General features: G+C 39.6%; 15 protein-coding genes. All 15 read right to left on the reverse strand.

Annotated features, from left to right (window positions below):
- Window positions 1-14 precede the first annotated feature (14 nt).
- Window positions 15-1,004, reverse strand: a complete 990-nt coding sequence (locus FAZ25_RS08740; protein ID WP_192269518.1) for an aldo/keto reductase — start codon at window positions 1,002-1,004, stop codon at window positions 15-17.
- A gap of 2 nt (window positions 1,005-1,006) precedes the next feature.
- Window positions 1,007-1,906 (reverse strand): SGNH/GDSL hydrolase family protein, encoded by a 900-nt coding sequence (locus FAZ25_RS08745; RefSeq protein WP_192269521.1) that lies wholly within the window; start codon window positions 1,904-1,906, stop codon window positions 1,007-1,009.
- A complete protein-coding gene (locus FAZ25_RS08750; RefSeq protein WP_192269524.1) occupies window positions 1,903-2,877 on the reverse strand; it encodes a ribose-phosphate pyrophosphokinase in 975 nt (324 codons plus the stop codon). The genes FAZ25_RS08745 and FAZ25_RS08750 overlap by 4 nt, the downstream gene beginning before the upstream one ends.
- A 46-nt stretch (window positions 2,878-2,923) precedes the next feature.
- Window positions 2,924-5,323 carry an ATP-dependent RecD-like DNA helicase gene (locus FAZ25_RS08755; RefSeq protein WP_192269527.1) on the reverse strand — a complete coding sequence of 800 codons (2,400 nt, stop codon included), beginning with the start codon at window positions 5,321-5,323 and terminating at the stop codon, window positions 2,924-2,926.
- A gap of 30 nt (window positions 5,324-5,353) precedes the next feature.
- Window positions 5,354-6,007: a histidine phosphatase family protein gene (locus tag FAZ25_RS08760; protein ID WP_192269530.1), complete on the reverse strand. Its 654-nt coding sequence runs from the start codon at window positions 6,005-6,007 to the stop codon at window positions 5,354-5,356.
- Window position 6,008: 1 nt separating this feature from the next.
- Window positions 6,009-6,347, reverse strand: a complete 339-nt coding sequence (locus FAZ25_RS08765; protein ID WP_004903455.1) for a DUF1831 domain-containing protein — start codon at window positions 6,345-6,347, stop codon at window positions 6,009-6,011.
- A gap of 82 nt (window positions 6,348-6,429) precedes the next feature.
- The gene (locus tag FAZ25_RS08770) at window positions 6,430-7,545 is read right to left on the reverse strand and encodes a BMP family protein (protein WP_004903457.1); all 1,116 of its coding nucleotides are present in this window, start codon (window positions 7,543-7,545) and stop codon (window positions 6,430-6,432) included.
- Between the two features lie 124 nt (window positions 7,546-7,669).
- On the reverse strand, window positions 7,670-9,109 hold the full coding sequence (locus FAZ25_RS08775; protein ID WP_192269533.1) for an RsmB/NOP family class I SAM-dependent RNA methyltransferase: 1,440 nt from the start codon (window positions 9,107-9,109) through the stop codon (window positions 7,670-7,672).
- On the reverse strand, window positions 9,106-10,020 hold the full coding sequence (rbsK, locus tag FAZ25_RS08780) for a ribokinase (RefSeq protein ID WP_004903462.1): 915 nt from the start codon (window positions 10,018-10,020) through the stop codon (window positions 9,106-9,108). The genes FAZ25_RS08775 and rbsK overlap by 4 nt, the downstream gene beginning before the upstream one ends.
- A gap of 185 nt (window positions 10,021-10,205) precedes the next feature.
- Entirely contained in the window at window positions 10,206-10,631 is a 426-nt protein-coding gene (locus tag FAZ25_RS08785; RefSeq protein WP_192269536.1) for a phosphate-starvation-inducible PsiE family protein, read from the reverse strand.
- Window positions 10,632-10,682: 51 nt separating this feature from the next.
- Complete coding sequence (locus tag FAZ25_RS08790; protein ID WP_192269539.1) at window positions 10,683-14,996, reverse strand: PolC-type DNA polymerase III; 4,314 nt, start codon at window positions 14,994-14,996, stop codon at window positions 10,683-10,685.
- A gap of 53 nt (window positions 14,997-15,049) precedes the next feature.
- The gene (locus FAZ25_RS08795; RefSeq protein ID WP_004904131.1) at window positions 15,050-16,765 is read right to left on the reverse strand and encodes a proline--tRNA ligase; all 1,716 of its coding nucleotides are present in this window, start codon (window positions 16,763-16,765) and stop codon (window positions 15,050-15,052) included.
- 80 nt (window positions 16,766-16,845) lie between these two features.
- A complete protein-coding gene (rseP, locus tag FAZ25_RS08800; protein ID WP_192269542.1) occupies window positions 16,846-18,102 on the reverse strand; it encodes an RIP metalloprotease RseP in 1,257 nt (418 codons plus the stop codon).
- A gap of 4 nt (window positions 18,103-18,106) precedes the next feature.
- Window positions 18,107-18,901 (reverse strand): phosphatidate cytidylyltransferase, encoded by a 795-nt coding sequence (locus tag FAZ25_RS08805; RefSeq protein WP_192269545.1) that lies wholly within the window; start codon window positions 18,899-18,901, stop codon window positions 18,107-18,109.
- Window positions 18,902-18,904: 3 nt separating this feature from the next.
- A complete protein-coding gene (locus FAZ25_RS08810) occupies window positions 18,905-19,690 on the reverse strand; it encodes an isoprenyl transferase (RefSeq protein ID WP_004903475.1) in 786 nt (261 codons plus the stop codon).
- Window positions 19,691-19,803: the final 113 nt, after the last annotated feature.

The raw sequence follows: 19,803 nt of genomic DNA on the forward strand, positions 1-19,803 counted from the left end.
TGTGTGGTGATTTTTTAAACTAAAATTTTATTTATTTTTGCTATTTCATCTGTACTAAACGTCATGTGATCACTGAATGATAAATTATCAACCAAATGTTCAATATTACTGGCGCCGATCACGACGCTGGCAACACGTTGATCTTTGAGTAACCAAGCTAACGCCATTTGCGACAGCTTTTGCCCACGGGCTTGTGCAACTAAGTTTAGTGCATTTAGTTTCTCAATCAATTTATCCTTACCATTCTCAAATAAGAACTCATTTGTACGATGGATAGGATAATCAGCCGGAATAGCTTTCAGATATCGATCAGTTAAAAGCCCTTCAGCTAACGGACCATATGCAATCAAGCCCGCGTGATGCTTATCAAGGACTGACAATAAGCCATCTTCTTCTGCCGTGCGATTTAACATATTATAAGATACTTGATTACCAATAAATGGTGTGCCTAAATCATCGAATATTTTTGCAATTGCCTCTGTTTGTTCAGCTGTATAATTTGATACACCAACATAAAGTGCTTTACCTTGTCGTACGATTAAATCAAGTGCGCGTGCTGTTTCTTCCAACCTTGTGTTGGGATCCCAACGATGCGCGTAAAAGATATCCACATAATCCAACCCCATACGCTTTAGACTTAAGTCAAGTGCTGCAGTGAGTGTTTTTTTGCCAGAAAATTCGCCTAGCGGACCAGGCCACATGTGATATCCTGCCTTTGTCGTAATGACCAATTCATCGCGATATGGCTTCAAATCACTACGATAAACTTGTCCAAAAGTTTCTTCTGCCGTACCATTACTTGGTCCATAATTAGAGGCATTATCAAAACTAAATATACCGCTATCAAATGCCTTAAGAATTACTTTCTTAGAGTTTTCAAGTGGCATTTGGTCACCTAAATTCCGCCATAAACCAAATGACACGGCTGGTAAAATCAAACCCGAATCACTCACTCGACGGTAAGGTAATTTTTCATAACGCTGTTCATCTGCTGCATATACCATAATTAAATTCCTTTCAAAATATATTCTGCAATTTGTTGATGTTCTAAAATATTTGGGTGGACACGTTCATCTGTTGCGAGCCATTGTGAAGCGTCAAATAACGTAAACTGCGAAAAACGCTTGATTTCTTCTTGGAATACCGTTTTAAATGCCCCATTTAAAGGGACAAGTAAAATAATTCTAGCTGTATGAAAACGTTTGATCAGCTCAAGCAAATAGATACGTAACCCAAAAGCAAAACTGTCGGCCGTTGCATGGTAATTAAAATCATTTGTACCATAGTTCACAATAACTAAATCTGTTATAACGCGTCGTCGCGCAACATTTTCTGCTACGTGCCATAACGCTTCAATAGCTGTTGGCTGCTGAAAAGGCGCATGTGCGGTAAGCCCAGTGCCACCATAAGCAATACGACTCATTGGCTTGTTTAGTGCAGTAGCAACTAAATAGGGATAACTTAATTCCGGATGATGCCCATCAATTGCCATATCTTCGCCAGCAGAAATCGAATCACCGACAAATGTTATAAAAGGTTTATTTATTTCAATTGGCGTTATATCACCTTGATCCACGCTCATACCTAGCAGTATCACTTGCTCTGACCACAGTGTGAGACTATCACAGGCAATAGTGCGTAGCATGACGGTAATCGCAACATCTGTCATATTATCTGGTACAGCAAAAGATAAAGTTTCACCATCAACAGTGACATCTTGCCAAACTGTGTCACCAATTTTAACAGCAAAAGACAGACTGGGATAAGACCTTTGGAACGTACATTGTACCTTTTTGACATGATGCGCGTTAAATTGAATAGTGGCACCAAATTGCGTGGTTACAGCATGTTGGTCTACCATCCCCCATTCTGGTGATAATAGTGGCTTTATATCAACTGATTTCATAATTTCACATCCAAATTATCCGGACTTTTTAAAATATCTTCAATGCTTTCGCAAGCCGCCACTCGCTTTATCGCTTCAGCAAATGGTTCAGCAACAGAAATTTGCGTTAATTTGTTAAACTGCTTTGTCTCAGGTACTTCAATACTATTGGTTACCAACACCCGTTTAATAGCAGAATTTTTTAATTTAGAAACAGCATGATCAGATAAAACAGCATGCGGCGCGACAGCATATAGTTCCGTAACACCCGCAGCCACTAATGCCTGACTGGCAACCATCATACTTGAGCCAGTATCAATAATATCATCTAAGAGAATTGCTCTTTTTCCTTTGACGTTACCAGTAACACTGTCAGGCTTATTGTTAACCTTTTCCTCAGTACGATGATCCACTACAGCCCATTCGGCATGCAATAATTTCGCAAATTTGCGAGCACGGCTAACACTAGCATGATCTGGTGCCACAACGACAAGGTCATCACCTAATAACTGATTAGCATAAAAATAGTGCCCAAGTGCCGGCATTGAAATTAGGTGGTCAACAGGGATATCAAAAAATCCTTGAACTTGATCAGCGTGTAAATCCAGTGTGATAACCCGCTTAACACCCTGCGATTCTAACATATTAGCAATTAGCCGTGCAACAATCGGTTCGCGAGAGCGTGCTTTACGGTCTGAACGTGCGTAACCAAAGTATGGAATAACGACATTGATTGTTCGAGCAGAGGCGCGTCTTGCCGCGTCAATAAAAATCATCAATTTCATGAAGTTATCATTTACAGGCTCTGTAATACCCTGAATCACATAAACATCACGTCCGCGAACCGTTTGGTGAATACGTTCATAAATTTCATTATCCGCAAACTGTTTGACATCAATAGTGGACAACTCAATGTCTAAAATTTGGGCAATCTCTGTTGCTAATTGTGGATTACTTCCAAGACTAAATATTTGATATTCAGGGGGCGTCATATCATGCTCTCCATTTTTCTTTCTAATTTTATTATAACAGCATTTTTTAATTTAACATGAAATCATCTGGGGTGACCTCGTTCATACCAATCATTGGATCAATGGTTTGCGCCGAAATAATACCAGCTGTCAGTTGGTAAGTTAGAACGGCTTTCTCGGGCTCATCTTGCTTGATAATTGTTTTTTCAGAGGTTTTATTGTCGACAATTGATGCTTGTAAGCGCTGCTTTAAAGTAGTCGCACGTTGTGGCACCGGTGTTTTGGCTGCCCGATTGAAAGCTTGATAATCACCAACCAAAATTAATGCTTCTTTAGCTCGTGTGATTCCTGTGTACAATAGGTTCCTATTCAGCATAAGACCGAATTGAGAGGTCAGGACCATAATGACCAATTTAAATTCATTCCCTTGCGCTTTGTGAACTGTTGTCGCGTATGCCAAAGTAAGTTGACTGAGATCTTTTTTAGTATATGCTAACTCTTTACCATCAAAATCAACGACCAAACGGTCTTCATGATCTTCATTGCCCTTATCTTGTTTAGATTGAACAGCAATAATTGTGCCCATGTCACCATTGTAAACATCCCGCTCGCTATCGTTTTCCAACTGTAAAACTTTATCACCCTTACGAAAATAGGTGTGCCCAAATTGCAGTGACTTTTTCGTTGCCTTTTCTGGATTAAATAGTGCTTGTGCCATCGTATTTAATGTCAGCACACCAGCTGATGTTTTATAAATGGGTGTTAATATTTGTAGGTCATCTTGTGTATAGTTTTTCTTAATTGCAGCTTGTACTACTTGTTTAATCGCTGTTTCTGCTTGCTCTGGTGATACCATGAACGTGGAACGATCATGTTTATTCTCTAAGAAATCCTCAGGTAATCGGCCACTTTTAATATTTTGTGCTAATGCGGTAATACTACTACCACGGCCTTGTCGATAAATCGTTTCAAGCTCAATGTGTGGCAGAATACCACTGTTAACCAAATCAGCTAAGACATTGCCCGGCCCAACGGAAGGTAATTGATCTGAATCACCAACGATAATCAATTTCATACCACTAGGAATGGCTGCCAACAACTTAGCCGTTAACTCAATATCCAGCATTGAGGCTTCATCGATGATTAAGAGTCCACCGGAAATTGGATTTTCGTTATCAAATTCCGGCTCCCCCAAATCAGTAATTCCAAGTAAACGATGAATAGTTGTCGCATCATGTCCAGTCACTTCAGTCATCCGTTTAGCTGCTCGACCAGTTGGGGAGGCCATTTTAACGGCATATAACTTTAAAAAATCCTGAGCATTATCGGCAAATTTGGCATGGTGCTGTAGTATTTTTTGCCACGTCGCAACAATTGATTTAACAATAGTGGTTTTACCAGTTCCCGGGCCACCAGTTAATAAAAACACCTGCGCATTAAGCCCTGCTTTGACGGCCGCAATCTGTGTGTCATCTAATATTAATTGGCCTGGTGTGTCAAACCCTGAATCAACATCAGCTGCTGTTAGGTCAATCGGTGCTGGTGCATGGACCAAGCGTGTCAAATGCTGTGCAACCTGATTTTCAGCGACATAAAGGGTCGTTGCGTAAATTTTATCGTCGTCAACTGTTAAAACATGCTGTTCAATCAACATCGTTATCGCTGAATCAATAGCTGAGTCAATCCGATTTTCACGTAATAATTGATAACTTATTTGCCGGAGTTGTTCACGCGTGACGTATGTATGGCCATACTGAAAACTCACATTCATGATGGCCGCATATACTGCAGCCTGTAAACGTTTGGTATCTAATCTGTCGATACCCAATTGTTGACCGACTACATCAGCTACTTTAAATGATATACCATCAAATTCAAACACGAGACGATAAGGGTCGTGCAACAAAATATCTTGTGCCTCTTGACCGTATTGATCATATAAACGGCCAGTAATATCTGCTCCAATACCAAATTGATTACCAATTTGAAATAGTCGTTCTAACCCTAGATTTAATTGTAAATTACGTACTAACTTTTGTGCTGTCGCAGGCTTTACTAAGCCATCTAACACAGTGGCGTCATTTAAGATTAAATCTACAGCATTTAAGCCTAGATGTTCGACAATTTTTTCAGCTGTTTTTTGACCAATACCAGAAAATTGTCCACTAGCAAAGTATTTAATTAATCCATTTTCGTCTGGCGGCATTTCATGCTCATATCTCACCACCTTGAGTTGTTTACCATACTTTGGGTGTCGCACGATTGTGCCATAAAAAGCATACATACTGCCTTCCTGAACATCAGCAAATGTCCCAGTAGCAATAATTTCTGGTTCATCCCATTGGTTTAACGTTGCATTATCTATTTGAATAGACAAAATCTTGAAATAAGAGTCATTAGACGCAAAAATCACATGTTGTAACGTACCAGATACCTTATCTAATTGTTGTTCTTCCTGATAAACCATGCGTCGTCTTACTTCAGGTCTCCATTATCACTATATTGTCGTTGTATCGTTTTGTGCTTTATTAAGATAAGACGTATTATTCCAGTCAACAACTTTAAATGTTTGTCCGTCTTCGGTTGACAGTATTGTAGTCGATGTATTACTTAACCCACCTCTTTCACGAATAGCCATTCGTGGTGTCTGAATTAGCCCATTGATACCAAATGATAATGCCATACCATGAGAGATAATTAAAATATTATCATCCGGATACTTTTCTGCTAAATTTTTGATAAATCGAACAAATCGTTTCTCTGCTTTAGTGTAGCCTTCACCGTCAAATTCTTGTCCTTCAAATTCATCTAAATTTTCACGGTAATTATAGTATGCTGTTGCATATTTTTGTTTCACGTTTGCAACTAATTCGCCTTCCCATTGACCCAACCCAACTTCAGCAATATTAGATCGTAATGAGACATGCCCACGATATTTCATTGTTCGCAAAATGTTTTTTGCAGTTATTCGTGCCCGTCGTAATGGTGAGGCAAAGACATGCGCAAAAGAAACATCTTTTAAGTATTCGCCGACCTTAATCATGTCGTCATAGCTTGAGGGCAATAATTCAGAATCGCCATTGCCACCCTGAAAGCGCCGTTCAAGATTCCATTCAGTTTGACCATGTCGTACAAAGTAAAATTTCGTCATATTAAATCTTTTCCAGCACACCACGTGCTACTAATTCCGTCATAAAAAATTGATACAGTTGTACCATGTTAGTCGCCTGTGCATGCTTGAAAATATCAATACGTGCCAAATCACCAGCAGAGACAGTGCTTAATTTAAAGCCAGTTAACTCTTTATTGACAGTTACTTTTAATTGTATGGCATTTGCCAATGCTTTTTCCGGCTCTAAGGAGCGATGTAACACATAGGCACCGGCGTTATTAGTTATAAAGCCCAAATCACCCAATGTATATTTTTTAATATCTTGACTTATTTGATAAGTTGCATCTCCCGGTATCGATACTTGTTGCTTAAAAGCCATTTGTCTCGCCTTTCTACTTAAAAATACTAATTCCATTATAACAAAAAAGCACCCCTACTCGGACGCTTTTTACGATAACTATTTAGAATTTTTGGTTAAATTGTGACCCCTCAGGGTGATTGGGTACTTTAATTGTACCGTTGATGATTGCTTTTTGAGCTTTTTCTACTGCTGCTTTTTCTGAAGCTGATAACTCTGAATCAGTTAAATAGACACCATGTTCTTTTAAGCCATAGGCAATCGTCTTGCCACCAGGGAATTTTTTAGTTTTATTGTAATCAGTTGCTATATTTTTAACCCCATCGCCAACAGAAGTAATTGATGAAGCTAATGTTGAGGTTGCTGACTTACCATCTTTCGAAGTGTATGCCCCGTCAGATTTTTGATCGCGATCGACACCAATAATATAGAGACGGTCCTTTGAATCGGCGGTCAATTTAGTGTTTTCAGCTTTAGCTTCTGAAAATGCACCATTACCAACAAATCCAGCAGCAGCAAAAATTGTCTTGATACCAGATGCATACATTGTTGCAGCGATGGTCTTACCCTTTGCTGAATCTGTAAATGAGTTAGCATATTGTTTTTCAACTTTTAATGTGGGGTCAGTTGCTTTAACACCCGCCTCAAATCCAGCATCAAAGGCATCAATAATGTTTCCATGAATGCCACCAATAAAGCCAAGCGTCTTTTCGCCATTCTCCTTGGCTTTTGTTGCAGCAGCCACACCGGCTAGATACGATGATTGCTCAGAACGAAACATCACTGAAGCGACATTTGGCCGATTAGTCACGATATCATCAACTAACACAAAATTCTGTTTTGGATTAAGCTGAGCTGATTTTGTAATCGCTTGATTCAACGAATAACCGATACCATAAACAATATTATACTTTTTGTTTTTTGTCGCTAAATTGAAGTTTTGATCCAAATCAGAATGATCTGCCGTTGTAAAATAAGTTACTGGTGCATTCTGCCCTGACTTCATATTATTCGCCTTGGCGTAAGCTTTAGCGCCTTCCCAAGCTGACTGGTTAAATGAATGGTCGTCAACACCACCTGTATCTAATACAAGACCGAGCTTTGCACCTTTGTGTGTTTCTGCATCGGATTTTTTTTGACCCGTCGTAGCAGCATAAATACCGCCACCAACAATCACAACTGCAGCAGCACCAATAATAATTTTAGTTGATTGATTCATGGTGATTTTCTCCTTTATCGAGGTATAACATTGTATAGCACCAACCTCTTGTTAATAAGTACAAATCAATATTATAGGTCTTTTTAACTCTTACACAAGCCCAAATAAAGTCATTGACAATAACCTATTGATTATCACTTACCTTATCTTGTTGAACGACGAAACGTAACCCTTTAGGAAAGAAATTTTTAATTTGGCCGTCAACGTAGCGACCCCACCCAGCACCATTACCATTGGCTGTCATTAAAACCCAGCCTTTCTGAAGCTGCTTGCTAGGGCGAATAACATCGCCGTGAACATATTTTGCCCATTCTAATGTAGTCATCTCATAGTGCTGGACGAAGTCTTTCGCCGGCAAGGCCAAGGCCAAAGCATGTGCAGGTTCAAAACGATTCTTTTTGAATGTCCCTACCTCAAGTCCCAAGCGTAAAATTTTCAGATTGCTAATATCAGGCGAATCGATTGGCGCTAAGTACAAACGATCCCCAAATAATTGCCATTGGCGTCCTTGCAAATTAAAGTCAAGCATCGTGTCATGAAGGAAAGTAGTTAGTATTTCTTGTTGTGTGGCATTTAAAGTCACTGACTTCATGCGATTAACATTGTCTTGTTGCGCTTCTGGGTTAGCCTGTTTTGAGAGCTTAGCTACAAAATGCCCTTCGCCTTGCAAGTGATTGGGCCAAAGTCTAGCTGTCTGTTTAAGTATCTGTTGTGATTGTGTTTGGCTTTGATGATTTGTGCCATCAGTATAAGCTTTATCAGCCCATGCAGGCTCGCCATCATCAATTCGTGCCGATACAGGTTTATTAATGACTTCTAGGCTAAACTCAGGGTATGTTGATAACAACCAGGCAATCATTTGCTCATCTTCTTCCGGAGCAAATGTGCACGTTGAATAAACAATCTGACCACCCGGCTTTAACATTTTAACAGCTTCACTTAAAATATCTCGCTGTAAATCCGCTAATTCTTGAGGGAAATCTTTATGCCACTGCTGAATAGCTGCCTCATTTTTGTGAAACATTCCCTCGCCCGAACAAGGCGCATCTAATAATATTTTATCGAAATATTGGGGTAATTTAGCACTGAGTTCGGCAGGTGTTTGTGAACTGACAATACTGTTTTGGACGCCCATTCGTTCAATATTTTCACTCAATATTTTGGCTCGGTTCAAAAAAATTTCATTCGACCATAGTAAACCTTGTTGCTGCATAAAAGCTGCCAAATGTGTTGACTTACCACCTGGGGCAGCAGCTAAATCTAATACGCGTTCACCAGGTTTTGGATGAAGCACTTCGCCGACAAATTGAGCAGATGGTTCTTGCGAATAAACTACACCTGTAACATGATCCACTGCATGTCCTGACACCGTACCAAAATAACCCCATTCCCCATATGGCACGCGGCCATCATTTGGTGTGTCAAATGTTTTACTGTTCGCTTTTAATGGATTAATACGATAGCCTTTTACCACAGGTGCATTAAAGGACGCAAAAAAATCAGGCGCTGATTGCCCGAGTAATCGCGTGTATTTATCAATAAAATCTTGTGGTAAATTGGTCATTTAAAAGCCTCTACCTCATCACTTGTTGGAATAGAAGGAATAGCTCCTGCCCGAGTAACAGCTATTGCACTAGCAACACTTGCACGATGTATGGCATCATCTAAATTAGAAAAATCAGGTGCAATAACCGTTGCCAATGTGCCAATAAAAGTATCTCCAGCAGCTGTTGTATCTACCGCCTTAACTTTATTTGGTTTTGCCCACCAGCGTTTCTGACCATCTGCCACAAAAGACCCAGCATCACCTAAGGTGATGACACTGCGCGACACACCCTGAGACAATAGGTCATCACTCACGCGATTCAATACTGCTTCATCATTTTCAACAGTCAACCCTGATAATAGTTGGGCTTCTGTTTCATTTGGCAAAATAATATCTGTCACCGCCATGAGTTCTGGCGTCAAATCATAGACAGCAGGCGCTGGGTTGAGAATTGTCTGAACACCATTGGCCTTAGCAACTTTAAAAGCTGCAATGATGACATCCAACGGCACTTCGAACTGTGCAATGAGTGTGTCAGCATCAGCAATCATTGTTTTGTCTAAATCAGCTACAGTAAGCGCTTGATTGGCGCCACCGTGGATTAATATTGTGTTAGCCCCACTATCTTGTAACATAATATAAGCAGAGCCAGTAGGGACATCCCCATTGGTGGTGACAGCATCAACATTCACACCGTTGGTTAATAGCGTTGCACGCATAAACTGGCCATTAGCATCGTTGCCGACTGCACCTATAAACGATACTTCTGCGCCTTGACGCGCAGCAGCAACTGCCTGATTAGCGCCTTTACCACCAGGTGCAGTAGTGACATCTGTCAACGCCATTGTTTCCCCTTCTAACGGCATACGTGGCATTTTCATAATATTATCGACATTTAAGCTGCCGAGAACTACAATTTTTTTAGTCATGATCTCAGTATGTTGTGTCCTACAACACATTCCTCCGAAAGATTATTACCATTTAATCATAACATATTGACCCTAGTAAAAAACGCGTAATCAGGCGCTTTTTCTTAAACAAAGAGCCTATAGCTATGCCTGTAATTATTAAAAAAAAAAGCAAATGATTATTACTTATTGATAATAAGTAGTCTTCATTTGCTTTTTGGTAATCTTTTCGTTTTTTCTCGAAAAAAGCGATAAAATGTTAAAGTAATCACGAGTAAAAATATCGATAATGCTAATAATAGCGTTCGCATTGTTTGATCGTGATAGACCAAAATAGCTCGAATTAATGCTGTGACCCCAATATATAGAAAACTTTCCATACTAATATGCGCATCTTTAATAAAGTATTCTCGTATTAAACTCATAAACTCAAAAAACAAAAATACAGCCAAAGTTGACTCAGTGATTTCATTAAAGTCAGCGCGCATATCGTTCACGATTAGCAGTAAGTGTAATAAATGATAGATTGACCGCAACAAAAAGCCAAATATTACAACACCAATAACAATAATCACAACATTTAAAACATATTCAAAATAATTTGCAACCTTCTGATGCCATTCATGTTTCATAACAATCATATCCTATCGTTGTTTTATAGGTCATATTAAGTGTGCGACTGATTAAAAATCAAACAAACTAAGCTGATTTTCATCAGGCATACCATCAAGGACCGAATTCTGTGATAAATAATCAATAATAGTTTGCGAAACTTTGCCTCGCTTTTTCAAATCCTCTTTACTTAAAAACGGCTTTTCTTGTCGTGCCACAATAATCTGCTTTGCTACGTTTTCACCTAAACTGGGGACAGCTGAGAATGGTGGAATCAACGTATCACCGTCAATCACCCACTCACTTGCTTCCGACCGATACAAATCAACCATTGAGAATTGAATGCCACGTTCTAAAGCTTCATTAGCCATTTCTAACACGGTTAGCAAATTTTTATCGCCGACCGTCGCATCATTGCCCAAAGCACGCAACCGCTTTAAAGCCTCTTTAGTTGCATTTTTTCCACGGCTCATCGCCACAATATCAAATTGGTCGGCCCGCACAGAAAAATACGTAGCATAATATATTGTCGGGAAATAAACCTTAAAATAAGCAATACGAAGCGCCATCAAGACATATGCCGCCGCGTGTGCACGTGGGAACATATACTTAATTTTAAGCATTGATTGGATATACCACTCTGGAATTTTAGCCGCTCTTAATTGCGCCTGATATTCATCAGTAATGCCTTTACCTTTACGGACTTTTTCCATAACGTTAAAAGCATCCGCCGCTGGAAAGCCCCAGTTAATCAAATCGGTCATGATTTTGTCACGTGTTCCAATAACAGTACCGATCGTTGCAGTGCCATTTTCAATTAATTCGTTGGCGTTGCCTAACCAAACATCTGTGCCGTGCGATAGTCCAGAAATCTGTAGTAGCTCGGAATAAGTATGCGGCTGCGTTTCTTCCAACATACCACGGACGAAATTTGTGCCGAACTCTGGTAATCCTAATGTACCCGTTTTAGAAAATATTTGTTCAGGGTTAACCCCAAGCGCATCAGTCGACGTAAACAAGCTCAAAACGCCAGGGTCATTAACTGGTATGGATTGTGGATCAATACCAGACATATCTTTTAACGTACGAACCATGGTAGGATCATCATGACCCAAAATATCCATTTTCAACAGGTTATCATGAATAGCATGATAATCCATGTGTGTGGTCTGCCACAATGACTTTTGATCATCAGCTGGGTATTGTACTGGCGTAAAATCATACACATCATATTCACGCGGCACAATTAAAATACCGCCTGGATGTTGTCCTGTAGTCCGTTTTACCCCTGTAATACCTTGTGCTAATCGTTCTACCTCAGTACCACGATAATTTTTATCATGATCACGTTCAAAGCCTTTAACATACCCAAAAGCAGTTTTTTCTGCTACGGTAGCAATCGTTCCTGCACGGTAAACATTATGTTCACCAAACAATACTTTCATGTAATTATGTGCAATAGGTTGATAATCACCAGAAAAATTCAAATCAATATCGGGCACTTTATCACCCTTGAACCCCATAAAAGTTTCAAATGGAATGTTTTGACCGTCACCAATTAGCATCTCCCCAGGGTGATTCGGGTCAGGCTTATCAGGTAAATCATAACCAGATTCATATATTTTGGGATCAGCTAACTCAAAATAATCACCATGTGCACTACGGTAGTGCGGTGCAAAAGGATTAACTTCAGTTATTCCTGACATTGTAGCGACAAAAGAAGAACCAACTGACCCACGCGAGCCTACTAAGTAGCCATCCTTGTTCGATTTTTCAACTAATTTTTGTGCAATCATGTAGTGTGGCGCAAAGCCATTTCCAATAATCGCCTCTAATTCTTGATCAATTCGAGCCTGTATCACTTCTGGCAAAGGATCACCGTACCATCGTTTCGCATTTTCAAATGTGCGTCTAGTTAATTCGTCCCCAGCTGTCGGAATGTTTGGCGGATATGAACCACTTTTCAATGGCGTAATTGTTTCCAAGCAATTAGCAATTTTATGCGTGTTATCAATTACCAACTGACGGGCTAAAGTATCACCCATAAAAGCAAAATCGTCCAAAAGTTGTTGTGTTGTTCGAAAATAATTCTCTGGTAGTGCCGTACGATTTTGCGGATTACCGGGCTGCGTGCCAATTAAAATTTGACGATAAATCCGGTCTTCAGGATTTGTGTACTTAATATCACCAGTCACAACAACCGTTTTATCCAGCTCATCACCAATACTGACCATATCTTTTAATATTGATTGCAATTGTGACTCATTAGCAATCAAACCTGATTCTATCATTGTTGCATAATTTGCGGTGGGTTGAATTTCAATAAAATCATAATACTTTGCTTTTTGTAAAGCAGCTACACGGCCCTTTTCAATCAGTGTCATAATCACATCGCCGCTGGTGTCACCCGTACCAATCAATAAACCTTCACGCAACTGATTAAGCACGGATCTTGGAATACGTGGTACACGAGCAAAAAACTCAATGTTTGATCGTGACACTAATTTATAAAGATTTTTTAGACCAACTGTATTCTGAACTAATAATGTGGCATGGACTGGGCGGCCATGTTTCCAGGCGTCTCCCTCTGTCATATGATCATTGAGTTGTTCATGGTCTGTTAAAGCATAGGTCGTATTAGCTTCCTTAATTAGTCGCCAAGCAATGTGTCCCGTTGTTTCCGAATCAAAAATTGCTCGATGCGCCTGCTCTAAGTTGATATTAAAACGTTTTGCAATCGTTCCTAAACGGTACGACTTATAATCTGGGTAAAGCCAGCGTGTAAATGGTAAAGTATCAATAATCGGGTTACTGATATCGGGCTGATTGTAGCGACTATAAGCTGCATTCATAAATCCAATATCAAATGTAACATTATGGCCGACTAAAATAGCATCCCCAACCCACGCTCTAAAGCGTGATACTATACTTTCTTCGGTGTCTGCATTAGCCACCATGGCATCAGTAATGGAGGTCAACTCAGTTGTAAAATCAGACAACGGAAATCCCGGATTGATATATTCTGAAAACTTGTCAATCACATTGCCCATCTGCATTTTGACAGCTGATAATTCAATAATTTTGTCCGTAACAGCAGATAATCCGGTGGTTTCTAAATCAAATGCGACATAAATTGTTTTTTTTCCTAAAAGAGGAACTGGCGCAAGGTTAAAGGCAATTGGTTCGCCATCTTCGACAAGATTAGCTTCCATGCCATAAATCATTTTCAAATCATTTTTTTTACCGGCCGCAACAGCTTCTGGAAAGCCTTGAACGTTTGCCGTATCAACCACACCTAAGGCCTCTTGCCCCCAACTTTTTGCTAACTTTGCCAGCGCACCATAATCGGTCACTGCATCCATAGCAGACATTGCTGTGTGGACATGTAACTCAATGTGTTTAGTTTCACCTTGATACGACTCTGCACGATTAGCATGGTCTATCACCTGTAGATCATAAATATTAAGAACTAATTCACGAGCGTATGTATCCTCTTGCACATTACCAGATAAACGAACCCACATACCTGGCTTAATTTGATCAAAAACAGCTTCGTCATTCTCATTATTTGAGAATTTTTTTGCTGAAATCGAACTTGAATAATCAGTTATTTTAATCGTCATTAGTTTGCGTCCGGAACGTAATTCACGCACTTCATTAGCAAAAATAAATCCTTCAACAACCACACGATTTTCTTCAGAATCGATTGTTTCTAGTCGCGTAATATCCGCGTCAGTGGCAATTTTACGGCCAAGCGTGAGTGCAACACCTTCAGCTGTCGTTTTCGGCTTCGCCTGCTCGCTAGCACGAATCGCCTTTTGTAAGTCTTCTTGTGCTTTCGCATGATGCTGGGCAACACTATCTTCAATTTGTTGGGCTAGTGCTTCATCTTGCTGAGGTGTTAAAGTAATTTCAGAAAATCCAAAAGTTTGATATGCTGCAACGATTGAATCGATAACATCTTGATTGAGCGCTTTAAAGAGTGATTCGGCACCAACTGCAACGGTATACTGCGTCTCATCTAGTAATGCCAAGCTTGTATTACTAGCCAATTGTTGCGCTGTCGTATGATTTAATTTTGAATCTGATAAAGCCAGATGCCAGTACTGATTCATCTGTATTTCATTAATACTGCGGTCAGTTGTTGTAATATCTAACTTAATCTGAGCAATGTTTGTAAATGCCGTATGTAACTGTTGTCTAAATTGGACAAACACATTGGCTGGCAAAATAGCTGTTAATGCTATTTTAAACGTCCATAGTTTGTCTTGCTTAGACACAATCACTTGCGTTAAACGCCCGTTTATAAAGTAGGATTGTAAATCATCTGACAAACCTATCTGCGTCATCAAGTGCGTTAATTGTTCTTGTTGGGTTAATGCCATAAATCCCCTCACTATTCTCGAGTAAAAAAGCCGATTATATCGGCTAGTTTTACTTACTTGTCACCATTCAATAATACTGAAACAGAATCAACCACTTCACTGACACGCATTTCAATATTCGTGTTGCTTGCACGCACCTTAACTTCAACAACATCTTCACTAGCTTTTTTACCAACTGTAATACGAATAGGCAATCCAATCAAATCGGCATCAGCAAATTTAACCCCTGCACGCTCTTTACGATCATCAATAAGTACTTCAAGTCCTTGCTTTGTCAGCAATTCTTCAAGCTGACTGGCAACGCGTGCTTGTTCTTCATCTTTTGTATTAACTGGTACGATATGAACATCAAAAGGTGCGACACTGGCTGGCCAAACCAAACCGTCATCATCAGCTTTTTGCTCCACAATGGCGCTCAATAGTCGTGACACACCAATTCCATATGATCCCATAATCATATCCACCTGTCGGCCATTTTCGTCAAGCACTTGTGCGCCCATGGCCTTAGAATATCGTGTTCCGAGCTTAAATATATGCCCTATTTCAATTCCCTTAGTAAACACTAAATGACCATGACCGTCAACAGCGACATCACCTTCTCGTGCCGTTCTGAAATCACCGATATTTTCTTCGGTTAGTTGAACGTCACGTTGCCAATTAATATTAAGATAATGCTTACCATCTTCATTAGCACCAGCTGCAAAATTCACTAAATCAGCTGCCCGTTCGTCAACCAATAATCGAACATTCTCAGGTAATTTAACTGGTCCCAATGAGCCAAAACTGGCACCAATCAACGCTTTGACTTGTCCTTCTTCTGCTAGTTCTAACGTATCAGCCTGCAAGAAATTTTGAACCTTCACGTCATTAACTTCAAAATCGCCAGTTGTTACCACTGCGACCAATTCACCATCTGCCATAAACATAATGGTTTTGGCTAACTTTTCAGCCGGGACATCAAGTAATTGTGACAACTCTTCAATCGTTTTTTCATTGGGCGTATCAATTTTTTCAAGTGGCTCTGCTGAAAGAGTTGGCTTTTGACGCTCATAAAAATCTTTTGCCATTTCTAAATTAGCTGCATAATCAGTTGTATCGGAGTAAGCAATAATATCTTCTCCGGCTGCAGCGGGTGCAGAAAATTCTTTAGAATCTGAACCACCCATTGCTCCTGCATCACCAACAATGGCACGATAATTTAAACCAATACGATCAAAAACATTGGTATAAGCAGATTCCATATTACGAAAGGCTGTGTCTAATCCTGCTTGGTCAGCGCTAAAAGAATAAGCGTCTTTCATAATAAATTCACGTGTACGTAACAAACCAAAACGAGGTCTATTTTCATCACGGAATTTTGGTTGAATTTGATAAACCACCAAAGGTAACTTTTTATATGACTTGATATCGTCAGCCATTAATTGTGTAAAAGTTTCTTCGTGAGTTGGTCCTAAAATAAAGTCACGATCTTGACGATTCTTAAATTTATAAAGATTAGGGCCATAAGTTGTATAACGACCGGATTTTTGCCATAACTCAGCTGGTAAAATTTCTGGTACTAACATCTCATTAGCATCAATACGATCCATTTCTTCACGAATAATCTGCTCGATTTTATTAAGGACGCGCTTAGCCATAGGTAGGTATGAAAACGTGCCTGCTGATACTGGTCGGATAAATCCAGCCTTTAATAATAATTGATGACTCTTAACTTCGGCATCTGCCGGCACTTCTCGTAAAGTTGGCATTAATAGTTTCGACTGTTTCATGAGTATCCTCGATTTTCTTTTTTAATTATGTACGACGCGAAATGCGCCTGTTTTTTTGTTATAAAATAATAATTACTAATTTACCGCAGTAAATCGTTAATTGTTACGGCTACCATTAAAGCAATCATAAATATTGCACCAGCAATGGTTACGCCATTCTCAAATGATGCTGGTAATGGCCGACGGATAATCGCTTCAATTGCGTTTAAAACCAGTTTGCCACCATCTAGTGCTGGGATTGGAATCAAATTCATTATACCTAAATTAACTGATAACATGGCCATAAAAATCAAAATATTTAAGAAGCCTGTTTTGGCAACCGTTGATGTCTGTTTCGCAATTGACACTGGCCCACCAAGCTTATTTAAGCTAAAACCACCCGTAAACAAATGTGACAAAGCGTACCATACACGTTGTACAACGGCAATAGTTGATACTATACCGTACTTAACTCGTGCCCCAAAATCGGTATATGTTTTCGCAGTTATCCCAATGACTTTTTGCTGAGCATCTGAAGATTTTAAATCAATGGGTGTCATATGTAGCGTCTTTAATTCACCGTGCCGTTTGACAACAACTGTCAAATTCTGCTGCTTAGTAGCTGAACCAATGATTGTAGACATTTGAAACCATGTCTTCACTTTGTGCTTGTCAATACTGACAATATCATCATTTGCTCGCATACCAGCTCGATCAGCTGGCATATTTGACTGAACATTGCCAACAACTGTGTCATTTAAAGTGACACTTTGCTGTATAAATCCCAAACTAATGAAAATTCCCAACGCTAGTAAAAAGTTCATGACTGGTCCGGCAATATTAATTAACGCACGTTTATAAACAGCTGCGCTCTGAACCCATGTGTCTTGTGGGGCAATTTGCACAGCCACCCCACTTTTTTCAAAAATAATAGCATCGTGCGCAACATTAAATGTCCGTTTTTCAGTGCTATCCTGCAAAAATCCGGTTACTGTTAATTGATTGGTTAAATCAAAACTATCAACTTGAAAAGGTACTCCGGCAACCGCCTCATCAGCACGTGTATCAATTTTAATGACAACTTGATTGTCATTAAATTGCAGACGAATCCTTTGTCCAGCCTCCAAATCAGCTTCTTCATCCATACCTGCCATACGTACATAGCCACCGACTGGCAAAATACGTATGGTATACGTTGTATGATTGCGTCGCCAATTTAACAATTTTGGTCCCATACCAATGGCAAATTCACGCACAAGGACCCCAGATTTCTTAGCCACTATAAAATGCCCAAATTCGTGCACAGTGACTAAAACACCAAAAATAAAAATGAATGCAATAACTGCGGTTAAACTCATATGATTATCCTAACATGCCTAAAATAGACATCAGTGGCATAACAACTAGCATTGAATCAAAGCGGTCTAGTATACCACCATGACCTGGTAAGATATTTCCCGAATCTTTAACACCATAATGTCTTTTAAACCCTGATTCAATCAAATCACCAAGTTGTCCTGCAATAGAAAGCATAATTGTAAAGAATAACAACTCTAAATAATGGTATTCAGGAAGCCAATGACACAATGCAAAAAGTGTTGGCACAACAATAACAGCTACTACACTCCCACCAATCGAGCCTTCCCAGGTTTTGTTAGGGCTAATCTTGGGTGCTAATTTATTTTTCCCAATCGCACGACCCACCATATATGCCCCAGAATCAGTAATCCAAACGATCAACATACCAAACATCACTGTTGATAACCCTACCTTGTCGGCTTGATAGAAGTAGTGAAATCCTATCCCAACATACAGCATTGTGAGTACAAGTGCCCCAGCATCATCGAAATTAAAGCGATTTTTGACAAATATCGTATTTAAGACCATCAAAAATGCCAAAATGTAGAAAACAATGTGCGAACTTCTAATCAGCGGCACTGTCTGCCAAAAACTATTCGGTAAAATAATTGCAACCACACCAATAAAACTAATGATTGCTTCTGCAGATACTAAAAATCGGTGCTTCATACGTAAAATTTCACTAACACCAACGACACCCATAGCAATTGTCAATATTAACAAAGGCCAACTACCGATAATCAGTAGCGGTACAAAAATAATCAAAGCCACTACGGCTGTTATAACGCGTGTTCTCATTTATTAAGACTCACTTTCATACTTTTCAGTTACATTTAAGCCGCCAAAGCGACGATCACGTGCCGTAAAAGAAGCAATCGCTTCTACTAAGTCATCAGCAGTATAATCAGGCCATAACACATTGGTAAAATACAATTCGGCATAAGCTGATTGATAAGGCATAAAATTGCTTAAACGTAACTCACCTGAGGTACGAATCATCAAATCCGGCGCTGCCAATTCACCCAGAGTTCCTGTTTGTAATGAATCTGCAAATAATTTGGCGTCAATATCTTCAGGCTTGATAAGGCCTTCAGCCACCATGGTCGCAATTTTCTTAGCTGTTGACACAATTTCAATTTGCCCACCGTAATTCAAGGCAAAATTTAAAATCATACCAGTGCCACCAGCCGTTTGGGCAATAGCACGATTTACTGCGCGTTGTGTTTCCGCGGGTAGTTGTGCAATATTCCCCATAACATTGACACGGATGTTATTTTTAATCAAATCCGGTACGAATTCGTTAAAAAAATCAATCGGTAACTTCATCAAAAAACTGACCTCGTCATTAGGACGAGACCAATTCTCTGTTGAAAATGCATATAATGTCAGAACCTTAACGCCTAAGTCACTCGCAGCTGTAGCGATTTTTTTGACAGTATTCATGCCAATTTTATGGCCTGCAACACGTGGCATTAAGCGTTTTTTGGCCCACCTGCCATTACCATCCATTATAATGGCAATATGGTTTGGGATTTTGAGTTGTCCATCGACAACCACCGTATTATTTTTACTTTTAAAAAGCGCCAAGATTGGCCCCTCCTTCATATGCGTTTTTACGCAATGGTATCTACTTAATTTTACCAGATGTCTTGCGAACCTACAAAAAAAACGTGATAAGAATTTTCTTATCACGTGCATTA

The organism is Leuconostoc sp. LN180020 (assembly GCF_014844115.1).
Classification (GTDB): domain Bacteria; phylum Bacillota; class Bacilli; order Lactobacillales; family Lactobacillaceae; genus Leuconostoc; species Leuconostoc citreum.